Below are 22,850 nucleotides of genomic sequence, written 5' to 3' on the forward strand. Positions count from 1 at the left end.
ACTTTGTAAATGAATTGAAGTTAACGATTTGGTGATGCTATTATTTACCGAATAATTTGCTGAGAAATCCGCCAATTCCTCCTTTGCTTTTGGTTGCCGTTATAGCATCCTGCATATCGAGTTTTCCATCTGCATTTTGATCAAGCCCAAATTGTGTGCCGTATTTTGAAATGGTATCCATAATGCCTGTTGTTTGTGTGCCACCACCGGTAATAGCACCAACTAAATCACTAATTTGAAAACTGTCATTAGGATCATTTGCTTTGTTTACAAGTCCTCCCAAAATTTGTGGAATCAGACTTCCTGCTACACCAGAGGCTGTGTCGCTATTTAAACCAAATTTTTCCCCTAAGCTTCCTGTGAGCTGTTGTGTGATTTGCTGAACGGCTGGATTTGAGCTGTCTTGAGCGTTATTGCCTTGTAGTAATCCTGCTAGTTTTTCGGAACCACCTTCGGAAGCCATTTTTTGTAAACTGGAGAATATAGAGTTGCCGGCTTCTTCCATTACTGCCTCATTTTGTTCATTTGGAATTGCATCATTTTTTACAACAGCTTCTTGACCAAATTGTTGTACTAATTGTGTAAGTTGCTCAAACATAGTATTCTTGATTAAGGATTAGATATCAAATTTAATCAAAAAAAAGTGGTGATTTATTAAACTGTGTTAATAAATCACCACTTAGAATATTTAAAATCAATAAATTACTTTAGTAAATCAATGATTTGTTGTGCTAATTCTGTGCCAATTCTATCTTGTGCTTCTTCTGTAGCTGCACCAATATGTGGAGTCAATGAAATTTTTGGATGCATTAATATTGCTATTTCTGGTTTTGGTTCACTTTCAAAAACATCCAATCCTGCAAATAATACTTTTTCGCTATCTAATGCTCTTATAAGAGAAACTTCATCAATTACACCGCCTCGGGCACAGTTTACAATACCTACGCCATCTTTCATAATTGCGAATTCTTTTTCTCCAATAATGTATGTTTCTTGTGCAGGAACGTGCATAGTAATGAAATCAGCTTCCTTTAATAAAGATTCTAATGATTGGGAAACAATAGTTGTTGTTATAGATTGCCCATCAAAAAAATCTACTTTAATATCTACCTGAGGGATAAACATATCTGCAGCGATAACTTTCATACCTAATCCTAACGCCATTTTTGCAGTAGCTTGACCAATACGACCAATTCCCACAATACCTAAGGTTTTGCCTCTTAACTCAAGTCCATTTGCATAGGCCTTTTTCAATCCGTCAAAGTTAGTGTCTCCTTCCAGAGGCATGTTTCGGTTTGAATCATGCAAGAAACGAACTCCGGTAAATAAGTGGGCAAAAACCAATTCTGCAACAGATTCCGATGATGATGCTGGAGTATTGATTACATTGATGCCTTTGCTTTTTGCATAATCTACATCAATATTATCCATACCTACGCCACCACGACCAATTATTTTTAATCCAGGGCAAGTGTCTATAATATCCTTGCGAACTTTTGTAGCACTACGAACGAGAACTACACTTATGTTATTTTCGTTTACAAAATTGGCTACTTGTTCTTGTGCCACTTTTGTAGTGATAACTTCAAATCCACCTTTTTCTAAAGCTAGAATTCCACTTTTAGAAATTCCGTCGTTTGCTAATACTTTCATTATTATATTTCGTTGTGAGGAATGAAGCTATTACCCCTCGTAGTTAATTTATTATTTTATTATCAGAAACTATTTCGATAGTTTTTGGAATTAATTATTGAATGACGGTATCTGAACCGTTTTTTCAAGCTCCTTCATGACATCGACTAAAACCTGTACGCTTTCTATTGGTAGAGCATTGTACATAGAAGCTCTATAACCGCCAACAGAACGGTGTCCTGACAATCCTGATATTCCGGCAGCTTTCCACATAGCATCAAAAGTTTCTGTATGTTCCGGATCATTCAATAGGAAAGTTGCATTCATTTTCGAACGGTCTTCAACAACTGCTGTTCCTTTAAACAATGGGTTTCTGTCGATTTCTGCATAAAGCAAGGCAGCTTTGGCATTGTTTATTTTTTCTATTGCAGCTATACCACCTTTATTTTTTAACCATTGTAAAGTCAATAACGACGCATATATTGGGAAAACAGGAGGAGTGTTGTACATGCTCTCTGCTTTGATATGTTTGGCGTAATCTAACATGCTTGGTATTTTACGACCGTTTTTGCCTAGAATTTCTTCTTTGATAACCACCAAGGTTGTTCCAGCTGGTCCCAAGTTTTTTTGAGCTCCAGCATATATAAGATCAAATTTAGAAAAATCTAATTGTCTTGAAAAAATATCAGAACTCATATCACAAACAATTGGCATGTCTAATGATGGAAATTCAGTCATTTGTGTTCCAAAAATAGTATTGTTACTTGTACAGTGAAAGTAATCAGCATCTGCAGGTACGGTATACCCTTTAGGAATATGATTGTAATTTTCTTCTTTTGAAGAAGCTACTATGGTTGTGTTTCCAAACGATTGCGCTTCTTTTATAGCACCCGAAGCCCAAGTGCCTGAGTCTAAATAGGCTGCTTTTCCGTCTTCTCTTAATAAATTGTAAGGAACCATTAGAAATTCCATACTTGCACCTCCTGTTAAAAAGAGGGCTTGATAGCCTTTGCCTTCTAATCCTAAAAGTTCAAGTACAAGCGCTCTGGCTTCATTCATAACGGCAACAAAATCTTTACTTCGGTGCGAAATTTCTAAAATTGATAAGCCTGAATTATTAAAATCTAAAATAGCCTGTGCTGATTTTTCAAATACTTCTTGTGGTAAAATACAAGGTCCTGCGCTGTAATTGTGTTTTTTCATGGTGTAGTTGGTGTCCGATTTTTTAAAAAATGCTAATTTCGGAAATAAGAGTTGAAAAAACGTTAAATTATTTGGGATAATGTATTGTTTTTAGTCTAATCTTATTAACAAAAACGTTATAGTGTCGATATTGTCAGCATAATCCCACAGATTTGGCAACTGAGATTGACCAAAATCGATACTATTTTCTTCTAAACTGATACTTATTGTGCATTGTATTTGGTCTTTTTCACTTTCCAGACGCTTTTTCAAATCATTTAGATCATCATAATATTCATAAAAAATACTCGAAATCGGTGAGGCATAACTTGAGTCTTCTTTTAGGGTCAAAAATCCATTATCCAGTAATTTGAAATTACTCATTAAGAAAACCGCTTTGTTGTAATCGTAATTATTAGCATATTTTTCATAATGAATGACATCTTGGTATTTAAAAATGGCTTCAAAAAAAGGAGCAAAGGAGTAGTCTTTTGGTACAAAAAGTTTAGATACATTTCTACAGCCTAAACCAAAATACCTAAAAATATCTTCGCCTAAAGCGGTTAATTGCTCTTGGGTTTCAGATCCGTTTAAAACAGCAACGGAGTTTCTGTTTTTTCTTATGATAGAAGGTTTGTCTTTGAAATAGTATTCAAAATATCGAGCGGTATTGTTACTACCCGTTGCAATTACGGCATCAAAATTTTCTAATTTCCCTTCTACAAATTCGATTTTGTCAGCAAATTGTGGCTCAAATGCTATAAGGTAATTGGCTATAAAAGGCAAAAGATGCTGGTCGTTTGATGAGGTTTTTACCAAAACTGTATGTCCGGTTATTAATACCGATAAAAAATCGTGAAAACCAACCAGAGGAATATTACCGGCAAGGATCAATGCAACCTTTTTAGGTTTTACTTCGCTAAAATCATATTTAGAAAGCCATTGGTCCAGGTTTTCTTTCGTCAGGGCTTTGGCCCAGGATTGAACTGAAAAAAAGACTTGTTCTGGTGTAAACCAGCCATTATAAGATTGTGAAAGTTGAATTAAGTCGGTAAATTTTTCAAAAAACAAATCATTACCAAATACAGCATCTTTCTTTGTACAATTCCCTTCGTTAAATTGGCTTAAGAATTTTCCTAATTCAATAAATGCATTTTTTTTTGTTTCTAATGTCATAATGTTTGTTTATGAAATGTTTTGATTGTAATTTTGCACAAAAATAAGCTTTTTATAAGCTCTAGGCAAAAGTTGTGTTCAGTAATCGTATTCAGTTATAGAATTTTAAACTTTTGTATTTTTAAACTTAAAACTAAAAAAAACTAAGAATGGCAATTATAATAACCGACGAATGTATCAATTGTGGGGCTTGTGAACCAGAGTGCCCAAATACAGCTATTTATGAAGGAGCTGACGATTGGAGATATAAAGATGGAACAAAACTAACAGGAAAAGTAATTTTACCTGATGGTACGGAAGTTGATGCTGAAGATGCACAAACACCTATTTCTGACGAAATATATTACATTGTTCCAGGAAAATGTACTGAGTGTAAAGGATTTCACGATGAGCCACAATGTGCTGCTGTGTGTCCTGTAGATTGTTGTATACCAGATGATAATCATGTTGAGTCTGAAGAAACACTATTAAATAGACAAGCTTTTTTACATGGCGAATAGTTAGTAAAAACAAATATATGAGAAAAATCCTGAGCCTAAGCTCAGGATTTTTTTTATATTCTCATGAAAAGATGGTATTTGATTGTTTTTTTATATTTTTAAACAATTATTTTAGGATTTTATTGTTTATATTTAAATAAGTATGAAATAGGCTTGACCGAAATGGGTCATAATTAAAAGTCATAGAATATAAAAAATGGTCTTGAGATAAGCATTATTAAAAACTCAAGTAGGTATTAATTCTATATTCTAAAATAAAAAACAAATAGTGTCTTTTTATGAAAAAAAATCTTGTTTTACTTCTGTTTTTTTTATGTTTTGCTGTTTTTTCGCAAACTAATGAAAGGACATTGATTGTCATGGATGTTGATTCTAATTTGCCAATAGAAGATGCAGTTGTATTGGTTTTGAAAACAAAACAAGTTTTAATGTCTAATAAAGACGGGACAGTTGTTTTTGAGTTAAAAGGAGGTTCGAATTTAAAAGTATCGCATTCATCCTATTTGCCAGTTGTTGTAAAGTGGTCTTCGCTAAATCAACCAGAAAATATAATCTATTTAAAAAGTAAATTAGTTAGCCTTGATGATATTGTTGTAACCAAACAACATCCTCAGGAAATAGTCAAAGATTTAGTTGACAATTCTATCAAGAGATTGAATGTGCCTTCTAGATTGAAAGTCTACTCGAGAGAGTTTTTTAAATTGAATGGGGATTATGTCTACTTTAATGATGGACTCATAAACTTTCAGTTATACAGAGATAAAGACCAAAAAAAAGTAAAATCGACTTTGTTGGTAGAGCAGAATAGATCTTTTGGTTTGATAGAAGATGATATCAGCTCTGATCTTTTGGGGTATAATCTAAATATAATGATGGAGAAGTACTATGTTTTTACAGTATTGAGACCATTATTAGATGTAAAATCTAAAAAGAAATATACTTTCGTTGTTAAGGTGTCACCCTTGAATGAAGCCTATAATGAAATAATAGCAACTCCTATAGAAAGTCCAGATGAGTTATTGGATGATTTTAAAATTGTCTATGATGTTAAAAGGAAATTGATAATTGATATCACTGCCGAAGTTTCTGCTTCTTCATTGGCCGCATTTAAAGAAGAAACTGGGAAAGGATCAAAAAGAATGATACGATCAGTGTTCAAAAATAATTACAGGGTTGATTTAAATAACTATTATTTAGTCAGTTCAAAAGAAGAGATTAATTATGAAGTTGATTTAGGGAATGAAATAAAAAACATTGAAGTGCTAAATAACCTAGTGACAACCAACTTTAGTAATCAGAGTTATACGTATAAGGAGAGTGATGTTTTTAAAGATAAAACTCTTTTTAATATAAAAAATTCGATACTGACTGATTATTGGAATTTTTCAGGATTAACTCCAACTGCTAAAGAACAGGAAATAATAAATAAAATAAAAGATAGGCTGTAAATTTTAGCACAAATTCTTCAGAATATAGGCTGTTTTGTGAATTCAATGATTTGTTTTAGATGAATTAATAGCAACAAAAAAAGGATTGTCATGCGACAATCCTTTTTTGATATACAGATATGTTTTTTAGAAAGTAAATCCTAATCTTGCGTAGTAGTAGGCTCCGTTGAAACCCATTTGTACAGCATCCCAATATCCTCCGGCTTCTGTGTTTCCAGTTTCGTCTTGTTTGTCTGGATAAACATTGAATAAGTTATTGCTACCAACAGTTAGTTTTAATTCCTTTGTGATTTGGTATCCAACAGTTAAATCGGTTATAGTTTTTGGGCTATAAACATCTTCTGATCCAGAATAATCAATTAAAACCACTTCACTGAAATGGGTAAAGGCTAATCCTGCATCGAATTTCTTTCTAGAATAATTAAGGTTTAAACCAAATTTACTATCTGGAGCCGATGCTAATAAGAAGGCTTGTTCACGTTTACCAAAGAAAGTTTCTGCGTCTAGATTGCCATTATTTACCTTAGTAATTTCCATGTGGTTTATGTTTCCAACAAGTGTAGCACTAAGATTTGAGTCGCCAAATCTTTTCTTCCAAGCAAGAACAACATCTAAACCAAGAGTCTTTGTGTCTGCAGCATTAGCAAAAAATTGTGTTTGATCTACGCCTAATCCTAAACCAGATGCGTCAAAATAGCTTGTCAATACAATTCTGTCTTTAATTTTAATATAGTAACCATCTACTGTAGCTGTGAAATCACCAAAAGAAGCTGTTGCACCAAGAGAGCCGTTTAAGGCTGTTTCTTCTTTTAGTTTTTGAATTCCAAAAGATTTAGTAATTGGGCTGTTGTTAGGAGAAAGCAAAATTTCTGTTGCGCCATTTGAATCTATATTGGTAAAATGCAAACCATAGTAGGCTTGAGCCAATGAAGGAGCACGGAACCCAGTACTGATAGATCCTCTTAGGTTGATTTTATCTGTAATTTTAAGCCTTGAAGCTAATTTTCCGTTGATAGTGCTACCAAAGTCACTATAGTTCTCATAACGCACAGCACCGCTTAACATGAAACTATTTGTAATGTCCAATTCGGAGTCAGCATATAAGGAAAGGTTGCTACGGTTTTTATCAACTGCATTGTAAGGGCTATATCCTGGGAAACCTTGAGAACTTCCAGGTCTTGGTTCGCCAGAAACAGGATCAATTGGAGGTGATTGAGTTGCAGGATTAGTGATAACTTGTTTGTCAGTGTCATAAGTTGAGTATGAGGCTTCCTGACCTGCAAAAATGATAAAGTTCTCGGTTCTGTATTCAGCTCCAAAAGCTAAGTTCATTCCTTTTAGAATGCTATCATAATTTTTTGAGAAATCAAAATTGGTAGTGTTTTGAGCTAAACTATGTCCACCTGCATCAAATTCTAAAGGTGAAGCTTCTAATAATGAAGGGTTCATAGTTCCTTTGATAGTGTAGTGAAACTTGTTTATTCCGTATGTATTACTAATGTCAACTTTCCAGCCGTTATTAGTTACGGTTCTAACTCCAGCAGTAACAGAATTATCCAGAATGATAGAGGTAATTCTTGGAGTATATCCTCCAGGATAAACCGATTCTACCACATTGGCAGCACCACTATTTCTTGTAAAAGCATAAGCGTCTGTGTCTCTGTAATTTCTTCCTGCAAAAGCATAAAAATCAGTTTTGTCAGAAACAGGAAGAGAGAAATTGGCAGAAAAATTATAGCTATCCATTGATGCCTCTCCAAATCCTTTTCGGAAATCATATCCAGGGCGCAGTACTTTGTCTTTGCTGAAATATTCTGTTGTGAAATTAGCAAAACCACCATTCTTGCCAATTGCAACTCCGTAGTTAGCTCCAAGTTTTACAGCATTACCATCAAAGGTTTTGTTTTTGCCATACGTATTACCATTTCCATTCTCGTCTAATCTGAAATCTTTGGTATTGGGAGTTCCCGGTAAAAAATCACCTTTTGCATTGGTGTTGAATGCACCATAAGTGATAGAACCATTTAGTTGTTCAACATTATCATTTAGAACAATATTGATTACACCGGCAATAGCATCAGAACCGTATTGTGCGGCGGCGCCATCTCTCAAAATTTCAATTCTTTTGATAGCTGAGGCAGGAATGGCATTCAAGTCTGTTCCAGTATTTCCTCTACCACGCGTCCCGTAAAGGGTAACAAGTGAGGATTGATGTCTTCTTTTTCCGTTGATTAAAACTAAAGTTTGGTCAGGTCCCATTCCTCTTAAAGACGCTGGGTCAACGTGATCGGCTCCATCAGAACCTGATTGTTTGTTAGCATTAAAAGAGGGTGCAACATATTGCAATAATTGATTAACTTCAATTTTTCCGCTTTGAGTAGTAACATCTTTCATGCTGATGACATCAATAGGCACTGCAGAATTGACTACAGTTCTTTTGGCGTTTCTAGATCCTACAACTACAACCTCCTGAAGATTTTGCCCTCCTTCTTGTGATAAAGTAACTTCTATTACAGATTGATTGGCTGCTTTTTCGACACTATTGTAACCAACATAGCTAAAAACAAGTGTTGCTCCTTCTTTTACGGTAATTTTATAAGTTCCGTCTAATTCTGTAGCGACTCCATTAGAGGTTCCTTTTTCGGTAACATTAACACCAGGGAGAGTTCCGCCGGTATGGTCTTTTACGACACCGGTGATTTCTTTTTGAGCAAAAAGAAACGTGGCGTTTAATAAAAATAAGAATAAAGTTAATTTTTTCATGGTTTTGTGATGGTTGGTTATTTGTTTAGTATTGGCTAAAAGTAACACAATTTTAACAAAAAAAAAGAACAGTGTTAAAAAATATCTAAAATTTTGTGATAAATATTTTTTCTTGGATTATGTCCTTTTTTAATGACTTCACACTATTTTTATTCAATTTAGGATAATAATTGTTGTCGGGAAATTAGATGATTGAAAAGAGATTATTATTTAAATTTTGCGACTAAAAAGGGAGACTCAAAGTTTGTGGGGTTATGGCATTATATCTTATATTTGCAAACTTTAAAAAAAGGAATTACTAAAAAACAGATAACTGGGAATTGTTATTTGTAAACTAACATATTATGAAAGCAGGAATTGTAGGATTACCAAATGTTGGAAAATCAACATTATTCAATTGTTTATCGAATGCGAAAGCGCAAAGTGCAAACTTTCCTTTTTGTACCATTGAACCTAATATTGGGGTTGTAAATGTACCGGATCCAAGAATTGAAAAATTAGAGGAGCTTGTAAAACCAGAGCGTGTACAAATGGCAACAGTAGATATTGTTGACATTGCAGGATTGGTAAAAGGAGCGAGTAAAGGTGAAGGATTAGGGAATCAATTTTTGGGTAACATCAGAGAGTGTAATGCTATTATTCACGTATTGCGTTGTTTTGACAATGATAATATTGTACACGTAGATGGGAATGTAAATCCTATCCGTGATAAAGAAACGATTGATATTGAGTTGCAATTGAAAGACCTTGAAACTATAGAGAAACGTTTAGAAAAGGTAAATCGTGCAGCCAAAACCGGAAATAAAGAAGCGCAAACAGAAAAAGCACTTTTAGATAGAATTAAAGACACCCTTTTACAGGCAAAATCAGCTAGAACTGTTGCGGCACAAAGTAATGAGGAGGAAGTATTATTAGAAAGCTTTCAATTGATTACTGCAAAGCCAGTTTTATATGTTTGTAATGTAGATGAGAATTCTGCTGTAAACGGAAATAAATACGTAGATCAGGTTCGTGAGTTGGTAAAAGATGAAGATGCAGAAGTAATTATTCTTTCTGTAGGGGCCGAAGCAGATATTACTGAATTGGAAAGCTATGAAGAGCGTCAGGTTTTTCTTGAAGATATGGGTTTGAAAGAGCCGGGATCATCTGTCTTGATTCGTGCAGCTTATAAATTATTGAAGCAACAAACTTATTTCACAGCAGGTGTTAAAGAAGTACGTGCTTGGACTATCAACATTGGAGCAACTGCACCACAAGCAGCTGGAGTAATTCATACAGATTTCGAAAAAGGATTTATCCGCGCAGAAGTAATTTCATATGAAGATTTCGTTCAATACGGATCAGAAGCTAAATGTAAAGAAGCCGGAAAATTTAAAGTAGAAGGAAAAGAATATGTAGTAAAAGATGGAGACGTAATGCACTTTAGATTTAATGTGTAAATAAAGTAACTCATCAAAATTGATAGAAACCTGCAAAAGCTATTTTGCAGGTTTTTTTTGTTTTCACACCAAAAATCTGAAATAAAAAAGGAGTGTGGCAGGAGCCATTGTGACTAATAAAAAGAAAGGGTTGCTTTCTTGATAAAAAACCTAGATGATGTTGCTGGTATTGAATAATTGGCTCATTATTATGTGTTTATGAAAGTTTGAAAATGCGAAATTGTAGGTTTTTTTTGTTTTTATAAAATTATTTTTGTTTCTTTATGAGTCTCAATCTTATAAAAACCTATTTATTATGAAACTTCAACAAGTCATTATTAATGAAAAGGAAGAGGATAGGATTCTTTTTTCTTCCAATGGTTTTAATTTCAAAAAAGCTAATCTTGTACTTGCTTTTGGTGAAAGAGTTTTTTTAGATCAAGTACTACCTTATAAAAAAATAAGAAGTTTGTATCCAGAAGCACAAATTATTATTTGTTCTTCATCTGGTCAGATTTCTGATGCAAATTTGGTAGAGAACAATATAGTTGCTACCGCATTAGAATTTGAAAGGACAACGATAAGAGTTTCTGAAATTGACATCCTGAAAAACTCTAATATTCAAGATTTAGGAGATGTTCTTAAGGATTCCCTTTTTAATGATGATTTAAAATCGATACTTATCCTGTCTGAAGGAAGTTTTATCAATGGGACAGAACTTATAAATGAATTGATAAAACAAACCAAAGGGGTTATCCCTATTTTTGGAGGGCTGGCAGGTGACGGATATAAATTCGAGAAAACAACCATTGGTCTAAATAATGATGCAACCCAAGGAAAGATAGTTGCAATAGGGTTTTATGGAGATGCAATTCATTTCGGGTTTGGGTCTGATGGAGGATGGAGTGATTTTGGACCGGAAAGAGAGGTGACACTTTCAGAGAAGAACATATTGTATAAAATAGGCGATAGGTTTGCATTAGATTTATACAAAGAATATCTTGGTAAATATGCCATGGAATTACCAGGATCCTCATTGTATTTTCCGCTATCCATGAAAGAAAATAAAGATGCGCTTCCGGTAGTAAGAACCATTTTGTCGATTGACGAAGAAAAGAAATCAATGACTTTTGCCGGAAACATTCCTCAAGGTTCCTTTGTTCGATTAATGAAAGGCAATCTCGACAAACTTATTGATGCTTCGTATAATGCGGCATCGCAAATAGCCACAAGTCAATCAACCGAGCCGGAATTGGCATTAGTGGTCAGTTGTGTGGGACGAAAGATTGTTCTGGGTACCAGGATAGAAGAGGAGCTTGAAGTGGTAAAAGAAGTATTTGGTAAAAATATTGTAATCTGTGGCTTTTATTCTTATGGAGAGATCTCCCCAAATTTTAATAAAGTAGCTTGCGAATTACACAATCAGACAATGACCGTTACAACTATTTGTGAAGTGTAATTACTATGGATAAAGCGAATTTACATAGACAACTTAGTAGACAGCTCAACAAGTATTTATCGGACGATTTCATTGCGGAAAATGAAAACGTTAAACGTTTTGTTGAAGTTGTCAATCAATCGTATTTTAATTTTGAAAAGGATGTCGAATTATTCGAGCAATCTTCTCGTTTGAACGATATTGAATTTCATAAGATTAATAAAAAATTAAAAGGGGAATTAGAAAAAAAAGAAAATATACAAACCAAACTAATTCAATCCATAAAGCAATTAAACAATAGTGAAATAAAGGTTGAAAAGGATGATAACCTGATTGATTTGTTGAATATTTTAAATAAAGAAATCGAGTTTAAGAAAGAATTTGAAAATCGGTTATTTGAAGCAAAGTCAAATGCTGAAAAGGCAAACGAGGCAAAGTCTGATTTTCTTTCTATTATGAGCCATGAAATTCGTACACCTCTAAATGCAATTATTGGTTTGATTTATATAATGGAAAAAGAAAATACTCTGGAAAGTTTTCAGGAAAATCTAGAGGTTTTAAAGCATTCTTCACAAAATTTATTTCTACTTATAAATGACATTCTTGACTTTAATAAAATTGAGGCAGGAAAGATTGATATAGAAAAAATTCCATTCAATTTTAAAGATTTAGTAATACAAATAGGGAAATCCCAAGAAACCAGAGCTTTAGAAAACCTAAATAAAATCGAAGTAATTATTGATGATAACTTTATCCCAAATGTAATTTCAGATCCTTTGAGAATTGGTCAGGTTATTACCAATTTAGTCTCAAATGCTATAAAATTCACTAAGAATGGTTTGATACAAATAAAAATTGATCAAATCAGAAAAAGTAACAGTAAATCGGTTTTTAAAGTACAAGTGATTGACAGTGGAATAGGAATAGATTTGAAAGAGTTTGATTCTATTTTTCAAAAGTTTGCCCAAGCAGAAACAAGGACAACCAGACAATTTGGAGGAACTGGATTAGGCTTGGCAATAACAAAAAAACTACTTAATCTATTAAACTCGGATATTGAATTAGAAAGTGAAATAGGAGTTGGATCTAATTTTAGTTTCGTTCTGGAATTGCCAATAGTTCCGGAAAAAAATCAGCCCAATAATAGTATTTTGAATAATGATGAGGTAAAAAACCTAGATGGATTATACATTCTTTTGGTTGAAGATAACCTTATTAATGTCAAAATTGCGGATAAAATATTGAGACAATGGAATGTAGAAATTGATGTTGCCGAAAATGGTCTTATTGCTATCGAGAAATTCAAACAGAATAAGTATGATATTATTTTAATGGATTTGTCAATGCCTGTGATGGACGGATATGAGGCAACAAAAATTATAAGAAGCACAGGAACAAGAATACCAATAATTGCACTAACAGCTTCTTCTTCGTATGATGATCTTGAGAAAATTGTCGATATTGGTATGAATGAATATGTTATAAAGCCATTTAACCCGGATGAATTGTATCAGAAATTGCGAAAGTATTATTAAGGACTAATTTTTATTTATTAAGGTTTTTATTATTGTAAGCGGTCTTCTATTTTTTTATTACTTTTAAAAATAAAATAAAATATCATGAAGATTATCGCATTTGGGGGGAGTCCCAGTAAAAACTCCATTAATAAAAAATTAGCAACTTATGCCTCTAGCTTATTTGAAAACGCAAGTGTTGAGGTACTTGACTTGAATGATTTTCAAATGCCATTATTTAGCGTAGACATAGAAGCTGAAATAGGGCAACATCCTTTAGCTAAAGCCTTCCTTGAAAAAATTGCAACGGCAGATACTTTGGTAATTTCACTTGCAGAAAACAACGGAAATTACTCAGCCGCTTTTAAAAATGTTGTGGATTGGTGTTCAAGAATAAACGGAAAAATATTTCAGGAAAAACCAACTTTATTGATGGCAACTTCCCCAGGTGCGAGAGGTGGAGCAAGTGTATTAGAGATTGCGAAAAATAATTTTCCGCGTTTTGCATCCGAAATCAAAGCTGTTTTCTCATTACCTAGTTTTAACGATAATTTTGATGTAGCAAACGGTAAAATTTCTAACCCAGAATTAGATAATCAATTGAGAGTGATTGTTAAGAATTTTTAATTTTTTCAGTTTGTATTCTTTGCCTCTTTTTTATTGTTAATATCATTCTTCATAACTTTGATTTGATTTTCTTTCAAGTTTTGCTAAAATGCACTATATTAGTAATATATCTCTTAAAAATTATAATTCCTTTATTGGAATTATAATTTTGGACTAGTTTGCTGTTTTTATATTTGCGTTTTTAAGTATTTGAAAATCAGTATTTTAATTTATTTTTAAATGATAAGTTATGATAAATAAGATAAAAGCATCTGTAGAATTGTCTTTGTTGATATTTATCATGCTCTTATTTATTGTAGGAATAGGGGTTTACAGCGTTTATCAAATAAAAAACACAAACAGTAGCTCGCATGAGCTTTACACCGATAGAATGCTTCCAATGGGACAGTTGGGAGCAATTCGTTATTATTCAGCAAGTATACTTTCTATAGCACAGCAAGCCAATGGAAAGCAAATTACTTTTGAAGGAGCAAGAAAAAAAATTAGAGAAGCTCAAGACACTATCATTTTCAACTGGAAATCGTATTCTCTTACCTACCTTACACAAAATGAAAAACAAATTGCTGTAAAAACTTCAGAATTACTAAAGAAATCTAATGCAACAGTTGAAAAACTGATACTAATATTAGAGAAAGAAGATGCAGTCGCTTTAAATTCTTTTATTAATAAAGAGCTATTTCCTGCCATAAATCCAGTTTTGATAGAGATAAGCAATTTGCTTAAATTACAATTGCAAATTGGTCAAAATATAGATAGAGATACCTTGTTAGCTTATCGTGATTACATCAATGAGTTTTTACTTATTCTCCTGATAATATTCATTTTTGTTATTTCTTTTTCATACTACATGATAAAGAAAATTGAGGCCATAATTAATGTTTCAAATCTGAATAACGAAAAATTAGTTATAAGCAATCAGAATTACAGAAACCTAATTGAATATGCCGGAGAAGCCATTTTTATTTTAGATGAAAATAAACGAATTATTGATGTAAATGATTATGCCAGTAAACTGTTTGGATATACACGTGAAGAATTTCTAAAAATAAGAATTTCGGATTTAATCGTCCCACAAGAATTAGAAAAGGAGGAATGTAGTATTAAGAGTCGTAAAAAGAATGAATGCGGAATAACTTTTAATAAAATCATTAGAAAAGACGGGAGGGAAATAGATGTAGAAATTAATAATCGTTTGATGGAAGGAAATGGTGTCTTTGCTATTATTAGAGATATTACCGATCGCAATAGAACAGAGGAACTTATTAAGCAGTCAGAACAGAAATACCATTATTTGTTTGACAATAATCCAGCTTGCATTATTATATGGGATTTAGAGACCCTAGAAGTAGTGGAGGTAAATGAAGCTGTATTTGAAAAATATGGATATAGTAGAGAGGAATGGAACACGATGAGTATTTTGGATTGTCGACCTCTTGAAGATCATCAAAAAATAAGAGATTTTGCTAATCGCGTTTTGAATAGCAATGAAACCAAAGTAATAAGCAAAAATAATTTGCGTCATTTGAAGAAAAATGGAGAGGAAATGCTGATGGAAATAGCCTCTCATAAAATAGTTTACAATAATCGTCAAGCTATTTTGTCTCTTGGGCGTGATGTTACAGAACAAACGAAATTTGCAAATGAATTGCGTGAGCGTAGAGCTCAAATAGACTTGTTTATAGAGCATAGTCCAGTTGCTTTGGCCATGTTGGATATTGATATGAAATACATCACAGCAAGCCGAAGATGGATGAGTGATTATAATATTGTTGGGCAAGAAATTATAGGTAAATCACATTATGAAATTTTTCCGGGATTGCCACAAGATTGGAAAGATGTTCATCAGCGTTGTCTTAAAGGTGCTATTGAGCGGAGAAATGAGGATTCATTTATAAGAGCTGATGGTAGTATAGAATGGATAAGATGGGAAGTTCATCCATGGTACAAAGCTACGGATGAGATAGGAGGAATAATAATATTTGCCGAAATTTTAACGGAAAGTAAACAAGCTGCAGAAATGTTTAAAAAGCAATTTGAAAACTCTCCCGATATCATTCTGTATGTAAATAAATACTATAAAATTGAAGCCATAAACAGAGACTCTCCTATGATCTCAAAAGAGGATCTTATAGGTATGGATTGTATTTCGGTTTTACCGCCAGAAAGTCAACAAATTGCAAGAGAAGCGCTTGAAAAATGCTTTGAAACCGGAGAAAGCCTGGAAATTGAAAATGCATTAACAGATAATAGATGGACACGTTCTAGAGCTGTACCAGTAGTCAATAATGGAGAGGTTACTCATGTCATGATTTTTTCTACCGATGTGACAGAACGCAAAAGAGCGGAGCAAAAGCTATTGCAAAGTGAAGAAAAGTATAGGGCTTTAACAGATAATATAAGTGATGCTATTGTGTTGGTTAATGAAAAATTCGAAATAGAATATCAAAGCCCGTCTGCAGAGAATATTTCGGGTTATAGTTTTAATGAAGTAAAATTTAAATCGGTATTCAATTTTATGCATCCCGATGAGTTTGCAAAAGAGCAAGCTTTTTTTAATGAGGCATATAATTCTCCTGGAGTTCCTATGCAAAATCAGTTCCGGATTATTCATAAAGATGGACATGTTATTTGGACTGAGGGGACCGTAACAAATTTGTTGCAGAATGAAAATATTGGAGCTTTTATATTAAACTATAGAGATATAACTAACAGGAAAAAGTTTGATGAACAACTTGCTTTAACCGCTTCTATTGTAAATTCTTCAGATGATGCAATTATTAGTAAGAGTATTGATGGAACAATAACTTCATGGAATGTAGGTGCAGAGAAAGTTCTTGGATATTCTTCAGAAGAAACTATTGGGAAACATATTTCTATGCTCGTTCCGCTTGAGTCTCGTGGAGAAGAGCGAAATATACTGGCAGAAATTCGTAAAGGCAAGTCAGTAGATCATTATGAAACCCAAAGAATGAAAAAAAATGGACAAATTATAGATGTGTCTCTTACTGTTTCTCCTATCCGAGATACATTAGGGAATGTGATTGGCGCATCCAAAATCATGCGGGATATTAGTGATCGCAAAAGTTTTGAAAATGATCTTATTCGATATAATACAGAATTAAAAAAAGCCAATTTAGAATTAGATCGTTTTGTTTATAGCGCATCCCACGATTTACGTGCACCTCTCAAATCAATGTTGGGGCTCATTCATATCACTAAGGATGATGTAGAACCAGAAAATACAGTGTTGCATGATAGACTGTCTATGCTAAATGGAAGTATTGAAAAACTAGATAGTTTTATTGAAGAAATACTGCAATATTCAAGAAATGCACGAATGGATGTAGAAAGTGAAATAATTGACTTCGAAAAGTTAATTCAGGACATAAAGGAAAGTCACAAATTTATGGATGGAATTGAGGATGTGAAATTACATATAGAGATTAAATCGAATGTAAAATTAGTCTCTGATTATAGAAGATTGAGGGGTGTTTTGAGTAATATATGTTCGAATGCAATAAAATACAGAGATGTATCAAAGGAATTTCCATATGTTAATGTGTTGATTAACTGCAATAAAAATAGAGCAAACTTTACAATAGAAGATAATGGAGTTGGAATAGCAGACAAGGACAAAGAGAAAATATTTGAGATGTTTTATAGAGCAACAACGCTTTCTACAGGTTCAGGTCTTGGGTTGTATATTGTAAAAGAAACACTTGAAAAACTGGGAGGAAAAATTTTCATGGAATCTGAGCTTAAAAAAGGAACAAGATTTAGTGTTGAAGTTCCGAATCAAGTTGTCACTATAGATTAATTTTATGAAATAAGAATAAAAAAACAAGTAGATATTCATACTCTATAAGCCAATAAAAAAACAGATGGAGACATATAAAAAGAAGCATGTATTATTGATAGATGACAACGATATAGATAATTATATAACAAAACATATCATTACGAGAAGTCAGATAGCAGAAAAGATTACGATAAAAAAATCTGCAATTGAAGCATTAGAATACTTAGAAACCATTAAGGAAAATATAGAAGAATTTCCAGAGATAATTTTTCTTGATATCAGAATGCCCATGATGGATGGTTTTGAGTTTCTTGATGAGTTAATTAAATTTCCTATAGTTGCAAATAAACAATGTGAAGTTTTAATGCTATCATCATCCAATGATCAAAACGATATTGACCGTGCATTTCAGTATTCAATAGTTAAAAAGTATTTTACTAAGCCATTGAAAATGGAAATGTTAGTAGGTTTTTAGAGTTTTGAAAAAATGCAATAAAAAAAGTGTTTTTTAAGCATATGATTAGTATTTATAGATGTGAAATTTGTAGTTGATTTTTTTGAAAAAAAAGTAAAAATTTGAATTCCTTATTGTCAATTAATAAATTGTTTAAAGAAATAATATTATTAATAATTTCTCTATTTTACATTTTTATTTTCTGCCGATTTCAACTACATTAGCACAAAATCCACAAAATTTAAAATGTCCAATCAAAATCAATATACCGAAGATAATATTCGTTCACTCGACTGGAAAGAGCATATCCGTATGCGTCCAGGAATGTACATTGGAAAACTCGGTGATGGGTCTTCGCCAGATGATGGTATTTACATTCTTTTAAAAGAGGTTTTAGATAACTGTATAGATGAGTTCGTAATGGGCTCAGGAAAAACTATTGAGGTAACCATTAAAGAAAAAACGGTTTCAGTTCGTGATTACGGACGTGGAATACCGTTAGGAAAAGTGGTAGATGTAGTCTCAAAAATGAATACAGGAGGGAAGTATGATACAAAAGCTTTCCAAAAATCTGTAGGTTTAAATGGTGTAGGAACAAAGGCCGTAAATGCACTTTCAAATTATTTTAGAGTAGAATCTGTTCGTGAAGACAAACAGAAGGCTGCTGAATTTTCTGCTGGAAATCTAGTCACAGAAGAAGATATAATTGAAACGACAAAACGAAAAGGGACAAAAGTCACTTTTACACCAGACGAAACGATTTTCAAAAATTATAAATTCCGTTTAGAATATGTAATAAAAATGGTCAAAAACTATTGTTACTTAAACAATGGTTTGACGATTATTTTTAATGGGGAAAAATATTATTCAGAAAATGGACTTCGTGATTTATTAGAAGAAACAATTAGTGAAGAAGATCTTGAATATCCAATTATTCATTTGAAAGATAATGATATAGAGATTGCTTTAACCCACAGTAAAACACAATATAGCGAAGAGTATCACTCTTTTGTAAACGGTCAGAATACAACGCAGGGAGGAACACACTTAGCAGCTTACAGAGAAGCAATTGTAAAAACCATTAGAGAGTTTTACAACAAAAATTTCGAAGCTTCGGATATTAGAAAATCGATTGTAAGTGCAATCAGTATCAAGGTAATGGAACCGGTTTTTGAATCTCAAACCAAAACTAAATTAGGTTCTACAGATATGGGGTCTGATGATGGAACGGTGCCCGTTTCAGTTCGTACTTTTGTAAATGATTTTATCAAAACGAAATTAGATAACTATCTACATAAAAATACTCCAACAGCAGAAGCTTTATTGCGTAAAATTCTGCAGGCAGAGCGTGAAAGAAAAGAATTATCAGGAATTAGAAAATTAGCCACAGATCGTGCCAAAAAAGCCAATCTGCACAATAAAAAATTAAGAGATTGTCGAGCGCATCTTCCTGATACTAAAAATCCAAGAAATTTAGAAAGTACACTTTTCATTACCGAGGGAGATTCGGCTTCTGGTTCGATTACCAAATCGCGTGATGTTAATACCCAAGCGGTTTTTAGTTTGCGTGGTAAGCCTTTGAATTCATACGGAATGAGTAAAAAAATTGTGTATGAAAATGAAGAATTCAATTTATTGCAAGCCGCTCTGGATATTGAGGATGGATTAGAAAAATTGCGTTATAACAACATTGTAATTGCTACCGATGCCGATGTCGATGGAATGCACATTCGCTTACTATTGATTACGTTTTTCTTGCAGTTTTTTCCGGAATTAATCAAAGAAGGGCATTTGTACATTTTGCAAACACCACTTTTTAGAGTTCGAAACAAAAAAGAAACCATTTATTGCTATTCAGAAGAAGAACGAGTAGCAGCAATAGAAAAACTAAAACCAAAGCCAGAAATCACTCGATTTAAGGGATTAGGAGAGATTTCGCCAGATGAGTTTAAGAATTTCATTGGAGATACAATCCGTCTTGATCCGGTTATGATGGATAAACATACTTCGATAGAACAGTTGTTGTCTTTCTATATGGGGAAAAACACACCAGACAGACAAGAATTTATCATCAAGAATTTGAAAGTAGAAATTGATGAGTTTGAAGAAGTGAAATAAGTTGAAAAAGGAAATAGTGATTCCTATATTTTTATAATAAATAAATGAAAGACGAAGAAGACGATAACATAATTCCAAACGACGGCGAGGATAATTTTGATGAGAATCCGCTTGATGATAATCAAGAAGGAGGAGACGATGAAATTATCAACGTAGATGCTAAACATTTTGAAGGACAGCATTTTTACGAAAATCAGGAGGAAGAAGGAGAAGACGTTATTACAAAAGTAACCGGAATGTACAAAGACTGGTTCTTGGATTATGCTTCGTACGTAATTCTGGAGCGTGCCGTTCCTGCTATTGAAGATGGTTTTAAGCCAGTTCAGCGTCGTATTATGCATTCTTTGAAGGAACTGGATGATGGCCGTTACAATAAAGTTGCCAATGTAGTTGGGCACACCATGCAGTATCACCCACACGGAGATGCGAGTATTGGTGATGCGATGGTACAAATTGGTCAGAAAGAATTATTGATTGACTGCCAAGGAAACTGGGGAAATATTTTGACGGGAGATGGAGCTGCTGCTTCCCGTTATATCGAAGCACGTTTGTCAAAATTTGCATTGGAGGTTTTATATTCTCCAAAAATTACAGACTGGGGCGTTTCCTATGATGGACGTCGTGCTGAACCGAATAATTTACCTGTAAAATTTCCGTTGCTTTTAGCACAGGGAGCTGAAGGTATTGCGGTTGGTCTTTCAACAAAAGTTTTACCTCATAATTTTAATGAACTGATAGATGCCTCTATCAAAATTCTGAAAGGAAAACCATTTACGTTATATCCAGATTTCTTGACACAAGGTATTGCCGATGTGTCCAATTATAATGACGGATTACGTGGAGGGCGTGTTCGTGTTCGTGCAAGAATTGGTCAACTCGACAAAAATACGTTGGTGATTACCCAGATTCCGTTTTCGACCAATACCACGAGTTTGATTGACAGTATTTTGAAAGCCAACGAAAAAGGTAAAATCAAAATCAAGAAAATTGAAGATAATACCGCTGCTGAGGTTGAGATTTTAATTCATCTTTTCCCAGGGGTTTCTCCAGATAAAACTATTGATGCCTTGTTTGCATTTACTGCTTGTGAAACTTCGGTTGCGCCACTGGGATGCGTTATTGAAGATAACAAACCGTTGTTTATTGGAGTTTCTGAAATGTTGAAAATTTCAACAAACAGAACGGTCGATTTACTCCGACAAGAGCTCGAAATTCATTTAGAAGAGTTACGAAATAAATGGCATTTTTCTACTTTGGAGAAAATCTTCATTCGTGAGGAAATGTACATTGACTTCAAATTGTATGGTGACAGAGAATCGCTTTACAAATATTTGTATGACCGATTTGAGCCTTTCAAAAAATCATTTACCAGAGAAATTAATGATGATGATTTACATAGATTGACTCAGATTCCGATGATTCGTATCACTCGTTTTGACTCTGATAAAGCCGATGAGTTAATCGCAAGGTTAGAAGACGAGATGAAAGAGGTAGAATACAATCTGGAACATCTTACCGATTTCGCTATTGCGTATTTTACCAAACTAAAGGAAAAATACGGAAAAGGAAAAGAACGCCAAACCGAGTTGCGTAGTTTTGATAATATCGAAGCAACAAAAGTAGTTTTAAGAAACACCAAGTTGTATGTAAACAGGGAAGAAGGTTTCGTAGGAACGAGTCTTAAGAAAGATGAATACGTTACTGATTGTTCTGATATTGATGATGTAATTGTGTTTCTTCGAGATGGTAAAATGATAGTTACCAAAGTCGATGCGAAAACTTTTGTTGGGAAAGATATTATACATGTCGCTATTTTTGACAAAAGTGATAAGCGTACTATTTATAATATGATATATCGTGACGGAAAATCAGGTCCGTCTTATATAAAGAGATTCAATGTTTCAGGTGTGACCCGTGATAAATCGTATGATTTGACTAATGAAACAGCGGGATCACAAACCTTATATTTTTCTTGTAACCCGAATGGAGAAGCTGAGGTAATAACTATTTTATTGCGTCAAGTAGGAAGTGTCAAAAAATTGAAATTCGATATTGATTTTGCTGCTTTAGCCATTAAAGGGCGTGCCTCTAAAGGGAATTTGGTTACCAAATACCCAATCAAGAAAATAGAATTGAAAGAGAAAGGTATTTCAACACTATTGCCGAGAAAGGTTTGGTTTGATGATACTGTACAACGATTGAATGTAGATGCTAGAGGAGAACTTTTAGGAGAGTTCAGACCTAGCGATAAAATCTTGGTGATTTCGCAAGCTGGAAAATCAAAAGTCATCACACCAGAATTATCGACACATTTTGATGAAGATATGATTGTCTTGGAAAAATGGATTCCTAAAAAACCAATTTCAGCAATCTATTATGATGGTGAAAAAGAGCGTTATTATATTAAGCGTTTCTTGATAGAAACCGAAAACAAAGAAGAAAGCTTTATTTCTGAGCATCCTAATTCTAGATTAGAGATTGTAGCAACGGATTATCGTCCTGTAGCCGAATTGGTTTTCAATAAAGTAAAAGGTGTTCAAAAAGAAAATTTGACCGTAGATATTGAGTCTTTTATTGCGGTAAAAGGATTTAAAGCTCTCGGAAATCAATTGACAACAGACAAGTTGAAACAAGTAAATCTATTGGAGCCTTTGCCATATGAAATTCCGGAGGAAATAATTCCAGAAGAATTAGAAGTGCAAGGTGAGACCAATGAAGATGGTGCAGACATTCATCTAGATGATGACGGACAGGTTGTTTTGTTTTAGCATAAAAAAAATA

The 22,850-nt window shown here is 33.4% G+C and carries 15 protein-coding genes; 10 read left to right on the forward strand and 5 right to left on the reverse strand.

Features of this window, described 5'->3' with window-relative positions; all coding sequences use genetic code 11:
* Positions 1-40: 40 nt before the first annotated feature.
* From OZP08_RS10310 to OZP08_RS10325, 4 genes are all read right to left on the reverse strand, one after another.
* Complete coding sequence (locus OZP08_RS10310) at positions 41-598, reverse strand: DUF937 domain-containing protein (protein ID WP_268846006.1); 558 nt, start codon at positions 596-598, stop codon at positions 41-43.
* A gap of 104 nt (positions 599-702) precedes the next feature.
* Positions 703-1,653: a D-2-hydroxyacid dehydrogenase gene (locus OZP08_RS10315; protein WP_268846007.1), complete on the reverse strand. Its 951-nt coding sequence runs from the start codon at positions 1,651-1,653 to the stop codon at positions 703-705.
* A 90-nt stretch (positions 1,654-1,743) separates the two neighbouring features.
* Positions 1,744-2,835, reverse strand: coding sequence for a 3-phosphoserine/phosphohydroxythreonine transaminase (gene serC, locus OZP08_RS10320; protein ID WP_268846008.1), 1,092 nt, complete (start codon positions 2,833-2,835; stop codon positions 1,744-1,746).
* 90 nt (positions 2,836-2,925) lie between these two features.
* Positions 2,926-3,990: an acyl-CoA reductase gene (locus OZP08_RS10325; RefSeq protein WP_281321777.1), complete on the reverse strand. Its 1,065-nt coding sequence runs from the start codon at positions 3,988-3,990 to the stop codon at positions 2,926-2,928.
* A 149-nt stretch (positions 3,991-4,139) separates the two neighbouring features.
* Here OZP08_RS10325 and OZP08_RS10330 point away from each other — a divergent pair, with 149 nt between their 5' ends.
* Positions 4,140-4,490, forward strand: a complete 351-nt coding sequence (locus tag OZP08_RS10330; protein WP_268846010.1) for a 4Fe-4S dicluster domain-containing protein — start codon at positions 4,140-4,142, stop codon at positions 4,488-4,490.
* 278 nt (positions 4,491-4,768) lie between these two features.
* The gene (locus tag OZP08_RS10335) at positions 4,769-5,938 is read left to right on the forward strand and encodes a hypothetical protein (RefSeq protein ID WP_281321778.1); all 1,170 of its coding nucleotides are present in this window, start codon (positions 4,769-4,771) and stop codon (positions 5,936-5,938) included.
* Positions 5,939-6,064: 126 nt separating this feature from the next.
* Here OZP08_RS10335 and OZP08_RS10340 read toward each other — a convergent pair whose 3' ends face one another.
* The gene (locus OZP08_RS10340; RefSeq protein WP_268846013.1) at positions 6,065-8,701 is read right to left on the reverse strand and encodes a TonB-dependent receptor; all 2,637 of its coding nucleotides are present in this window, start codon (positions 8,699-8,701) and stop codon (positions 6,065-6,067) included.
* Positions 8,702-9,045: 344 nt separating this feature from the next.
* Between OZP08_RS10340 and ychF the strand changes: the two genes are divergently transcribed.
* The 8 genes from ychF to OZP08_RS10380 all read left to right on the forward strand — a co-directional run bounded on the left by ychF (position 9,046) and on the right by OZP08_RS10380 (position 22,837).
* Positions 9,046-10,140 carry a redox-regulated ATPase YchF gene (gene ychF, locus OZP08_RS10345; RefSeq protein WP_268846014.1) on the forward strand — a complete coding sequence of 365 codons (1,095 nt, stop codon included), beginning with the start codon at positions 9,046-9,048 and terminating at the stop codon, positions 10,138-10,140.
* Between the two features lie 295 nt (positions 10,141-10,435).
* Positions 10,436-11,578: an FIST signal transduction protein gene (locus OZP08_RS10350; protein WP_281321779.1), complete on the forward strand. Its 1,143-nt coding sequence runs from the start codon at positions 10,436-10,438 to the stop codon at positions 11,576-11,578.
* Between the two features lie 5 nt (positions 11,579-11,583).
* On the forward strand, positions 11,584-13,092 hold the full coding sequence (locus OZP08_RS10355; protein ID WP_281321780.1) for a response regulator: 1,509 nt from the start codon (positions 11,584-11,586) through the stop codon (positions 13,090-13,092).
* Between the two features lie 84 nt (positions 13,093-13,176).
* Entirely contained in the window at positions 13,177-13,698 is a 522-nt protein-coding gene (locus OZP08_RS10360; protein WP_281321781.1) for an NADPH-dependent FMN reductase, read from the forward strand.
* Between the two features lie 229 nt (positions 13,699-13,927).
* Positions 13,928-17,515: a PAS domain S-box protein gene (locus OZP08_RS10365; RefSeq protein ID WP_281321782.1), complete on the forward strand. Its 3,588-nt coding sequence runs from the start codon at positions 13,928-13,930 to the stop codon at positions 17,513-17,515.
* Between the two features lie 64 nt (positions 17,516-17,579).
* Complete coding sequence (locus OZP08_RS10370) at positions 17,580-17,972, forward strand: response regulator (protein ID WP_268846020.1); 393 nt, start codon at positions 17,580-17,582, stop codon at positions 17,970-17,972.
* 225 nt (positions 17,973-18,197) lie between these two features.
* A complete protein-coding gene (locus OZP08_RS10375) occupies positions 18,198-20,069 on the forward strand; it encodes a DNA topoisomerase IV subunit B (RefSeq protein ID WP_268846021.1) in 1,872 nt (623 codons plus the stop codon).
* Between the two features lie 44 nt (positions 20,070-20,113).
* Positions 20,114-22,837, forward strand: a complete 2,724-nt coding sequence (locus tag OZP08_RS10380) for a DNA gyrase/topoisomerase IV subunit A (protein ID WP_268846022.1) — start codon at positions 20,114-20,116, stop codon at positions 22,835-22,837.
* The last annotated feature ends 13 nt before the right edge of the window (positions 22,838-22,850 follow it).

Origin of the sequence: Flavobacterium aestivum (genome assembly GCF_026870175.2) — a bacterium.
Lineage (GTDB): Bacteria > Bacteroidota > Bacteroidia > Flavobacteriales > Flavobacteriaceae > Flavobacterium > Flavobacterium aestivum.

Excerpts from the sequence above, each read along its gene's own strand:
- OZP08_RS10310 (WP_268846006.1), bottom strand. The coding sequence starts at position 598 with ATGTTTGAGCAACTTACACAATTAGTACAACAATTTGGTCAAGAAGCT.
- OZP08_RS10315 (WP_268846007.1), bottom strand. The coding sequence starts at position 1,653 with ATGAAAGTATTAGCAAACGACGGAATTTCTAAAAGTGGAATTCTAGCT.
- serC (WP_268846008.1), bottom strand. The coding sequence starts at position 2,835 with ATGAAAAAACACAATTACAGCGCAGGACCTTGTATTTTACCACAAGAA.
- OZP08_RS10325 (WP_281321777.1), bottom strand. The coding sequence starts at position 3,990 with ATGACATTAGAAACAAAAAAAAATGCATTTATTGAATTAGGAAAATTC.
- OZP08_RS10330 (WP_268846010.1), top strand. The coding sequence starts at position 4,140 with ATGGCAATTATAATAACCGACGAATGTATCAATTGTGGGGCTTGTGAA.
- OZP08_RS10335 (WP_281321778.1), top strand. The coding sequence starts at position 4,769 with ATGAAAAAAAATCTTGTTTTACTTCTGTTTTTTTTATGTTTTGCTGTT.
- OZP08_RS10340 (WP_268846013.1), bottom strand. The coding sequence starts at position 8,701 with ATGAAAAAATTAACTTTATTCTTATTTTTATTAAACGCCACGTTTCTT.
- ychF (WP_268846014.1), top strand. The coding sequence starts at position 9,046 with ATGAAAGCAGGAATTGTAGGATTACCAAATGTTGGAAAATCAACATTA.
- OZP08_RS10350 (WP_281321779.1), top strand. The coding sequence starts at position 10,436 with ATGAAACTTCAACAAGTCATTATTAATGAAAAGGAAGAGGATAGGATT.
- OZP08_RS10355 (WP_281321780.1), top strand. The coding sequence starts at position 11,584 with ATGGATAAAGCGAATTTACATAGACAACTTAGTAGACAGCTCAACAAG.
- OZP08_RS10360 (WP_281321781.1), top strand. The coding sequence starts at position 13,177 with ATGAAGATTATCGCATTTGGGGGGAGTCCCAGTAAAAACTCCATTAAT.
- OZP08_RS10365 (WP_281321782.1), top strand. The coding sequence starts at position 13,928 with ATGATAAATAAGATAAAAGCATCTGTAGAATTGTCTTTGTTGATATTT.
- OZP08_RS10370 (WP_268846020.1), top strand. The coding sequence starts at position 17,580 with ATGGAGACATATAAAAAGAAGCATGTATTATTGATAGATGACAACGAT.
- OZP08_RS10375 (WP_268846021.1), top strand. The coding sequence starts at position 18,198 with ATGTCCAATCAAAATCAATATACCGAAGATAATATTCGTTCACTCGAC.
- OZP08_RS10380 (WP_268846022.1), top strand. The coding sequence starts at position 20,114 with ATGAAAGACGAAGAAGACGATAACATAATTCCAAACGACGGCGAGGAT.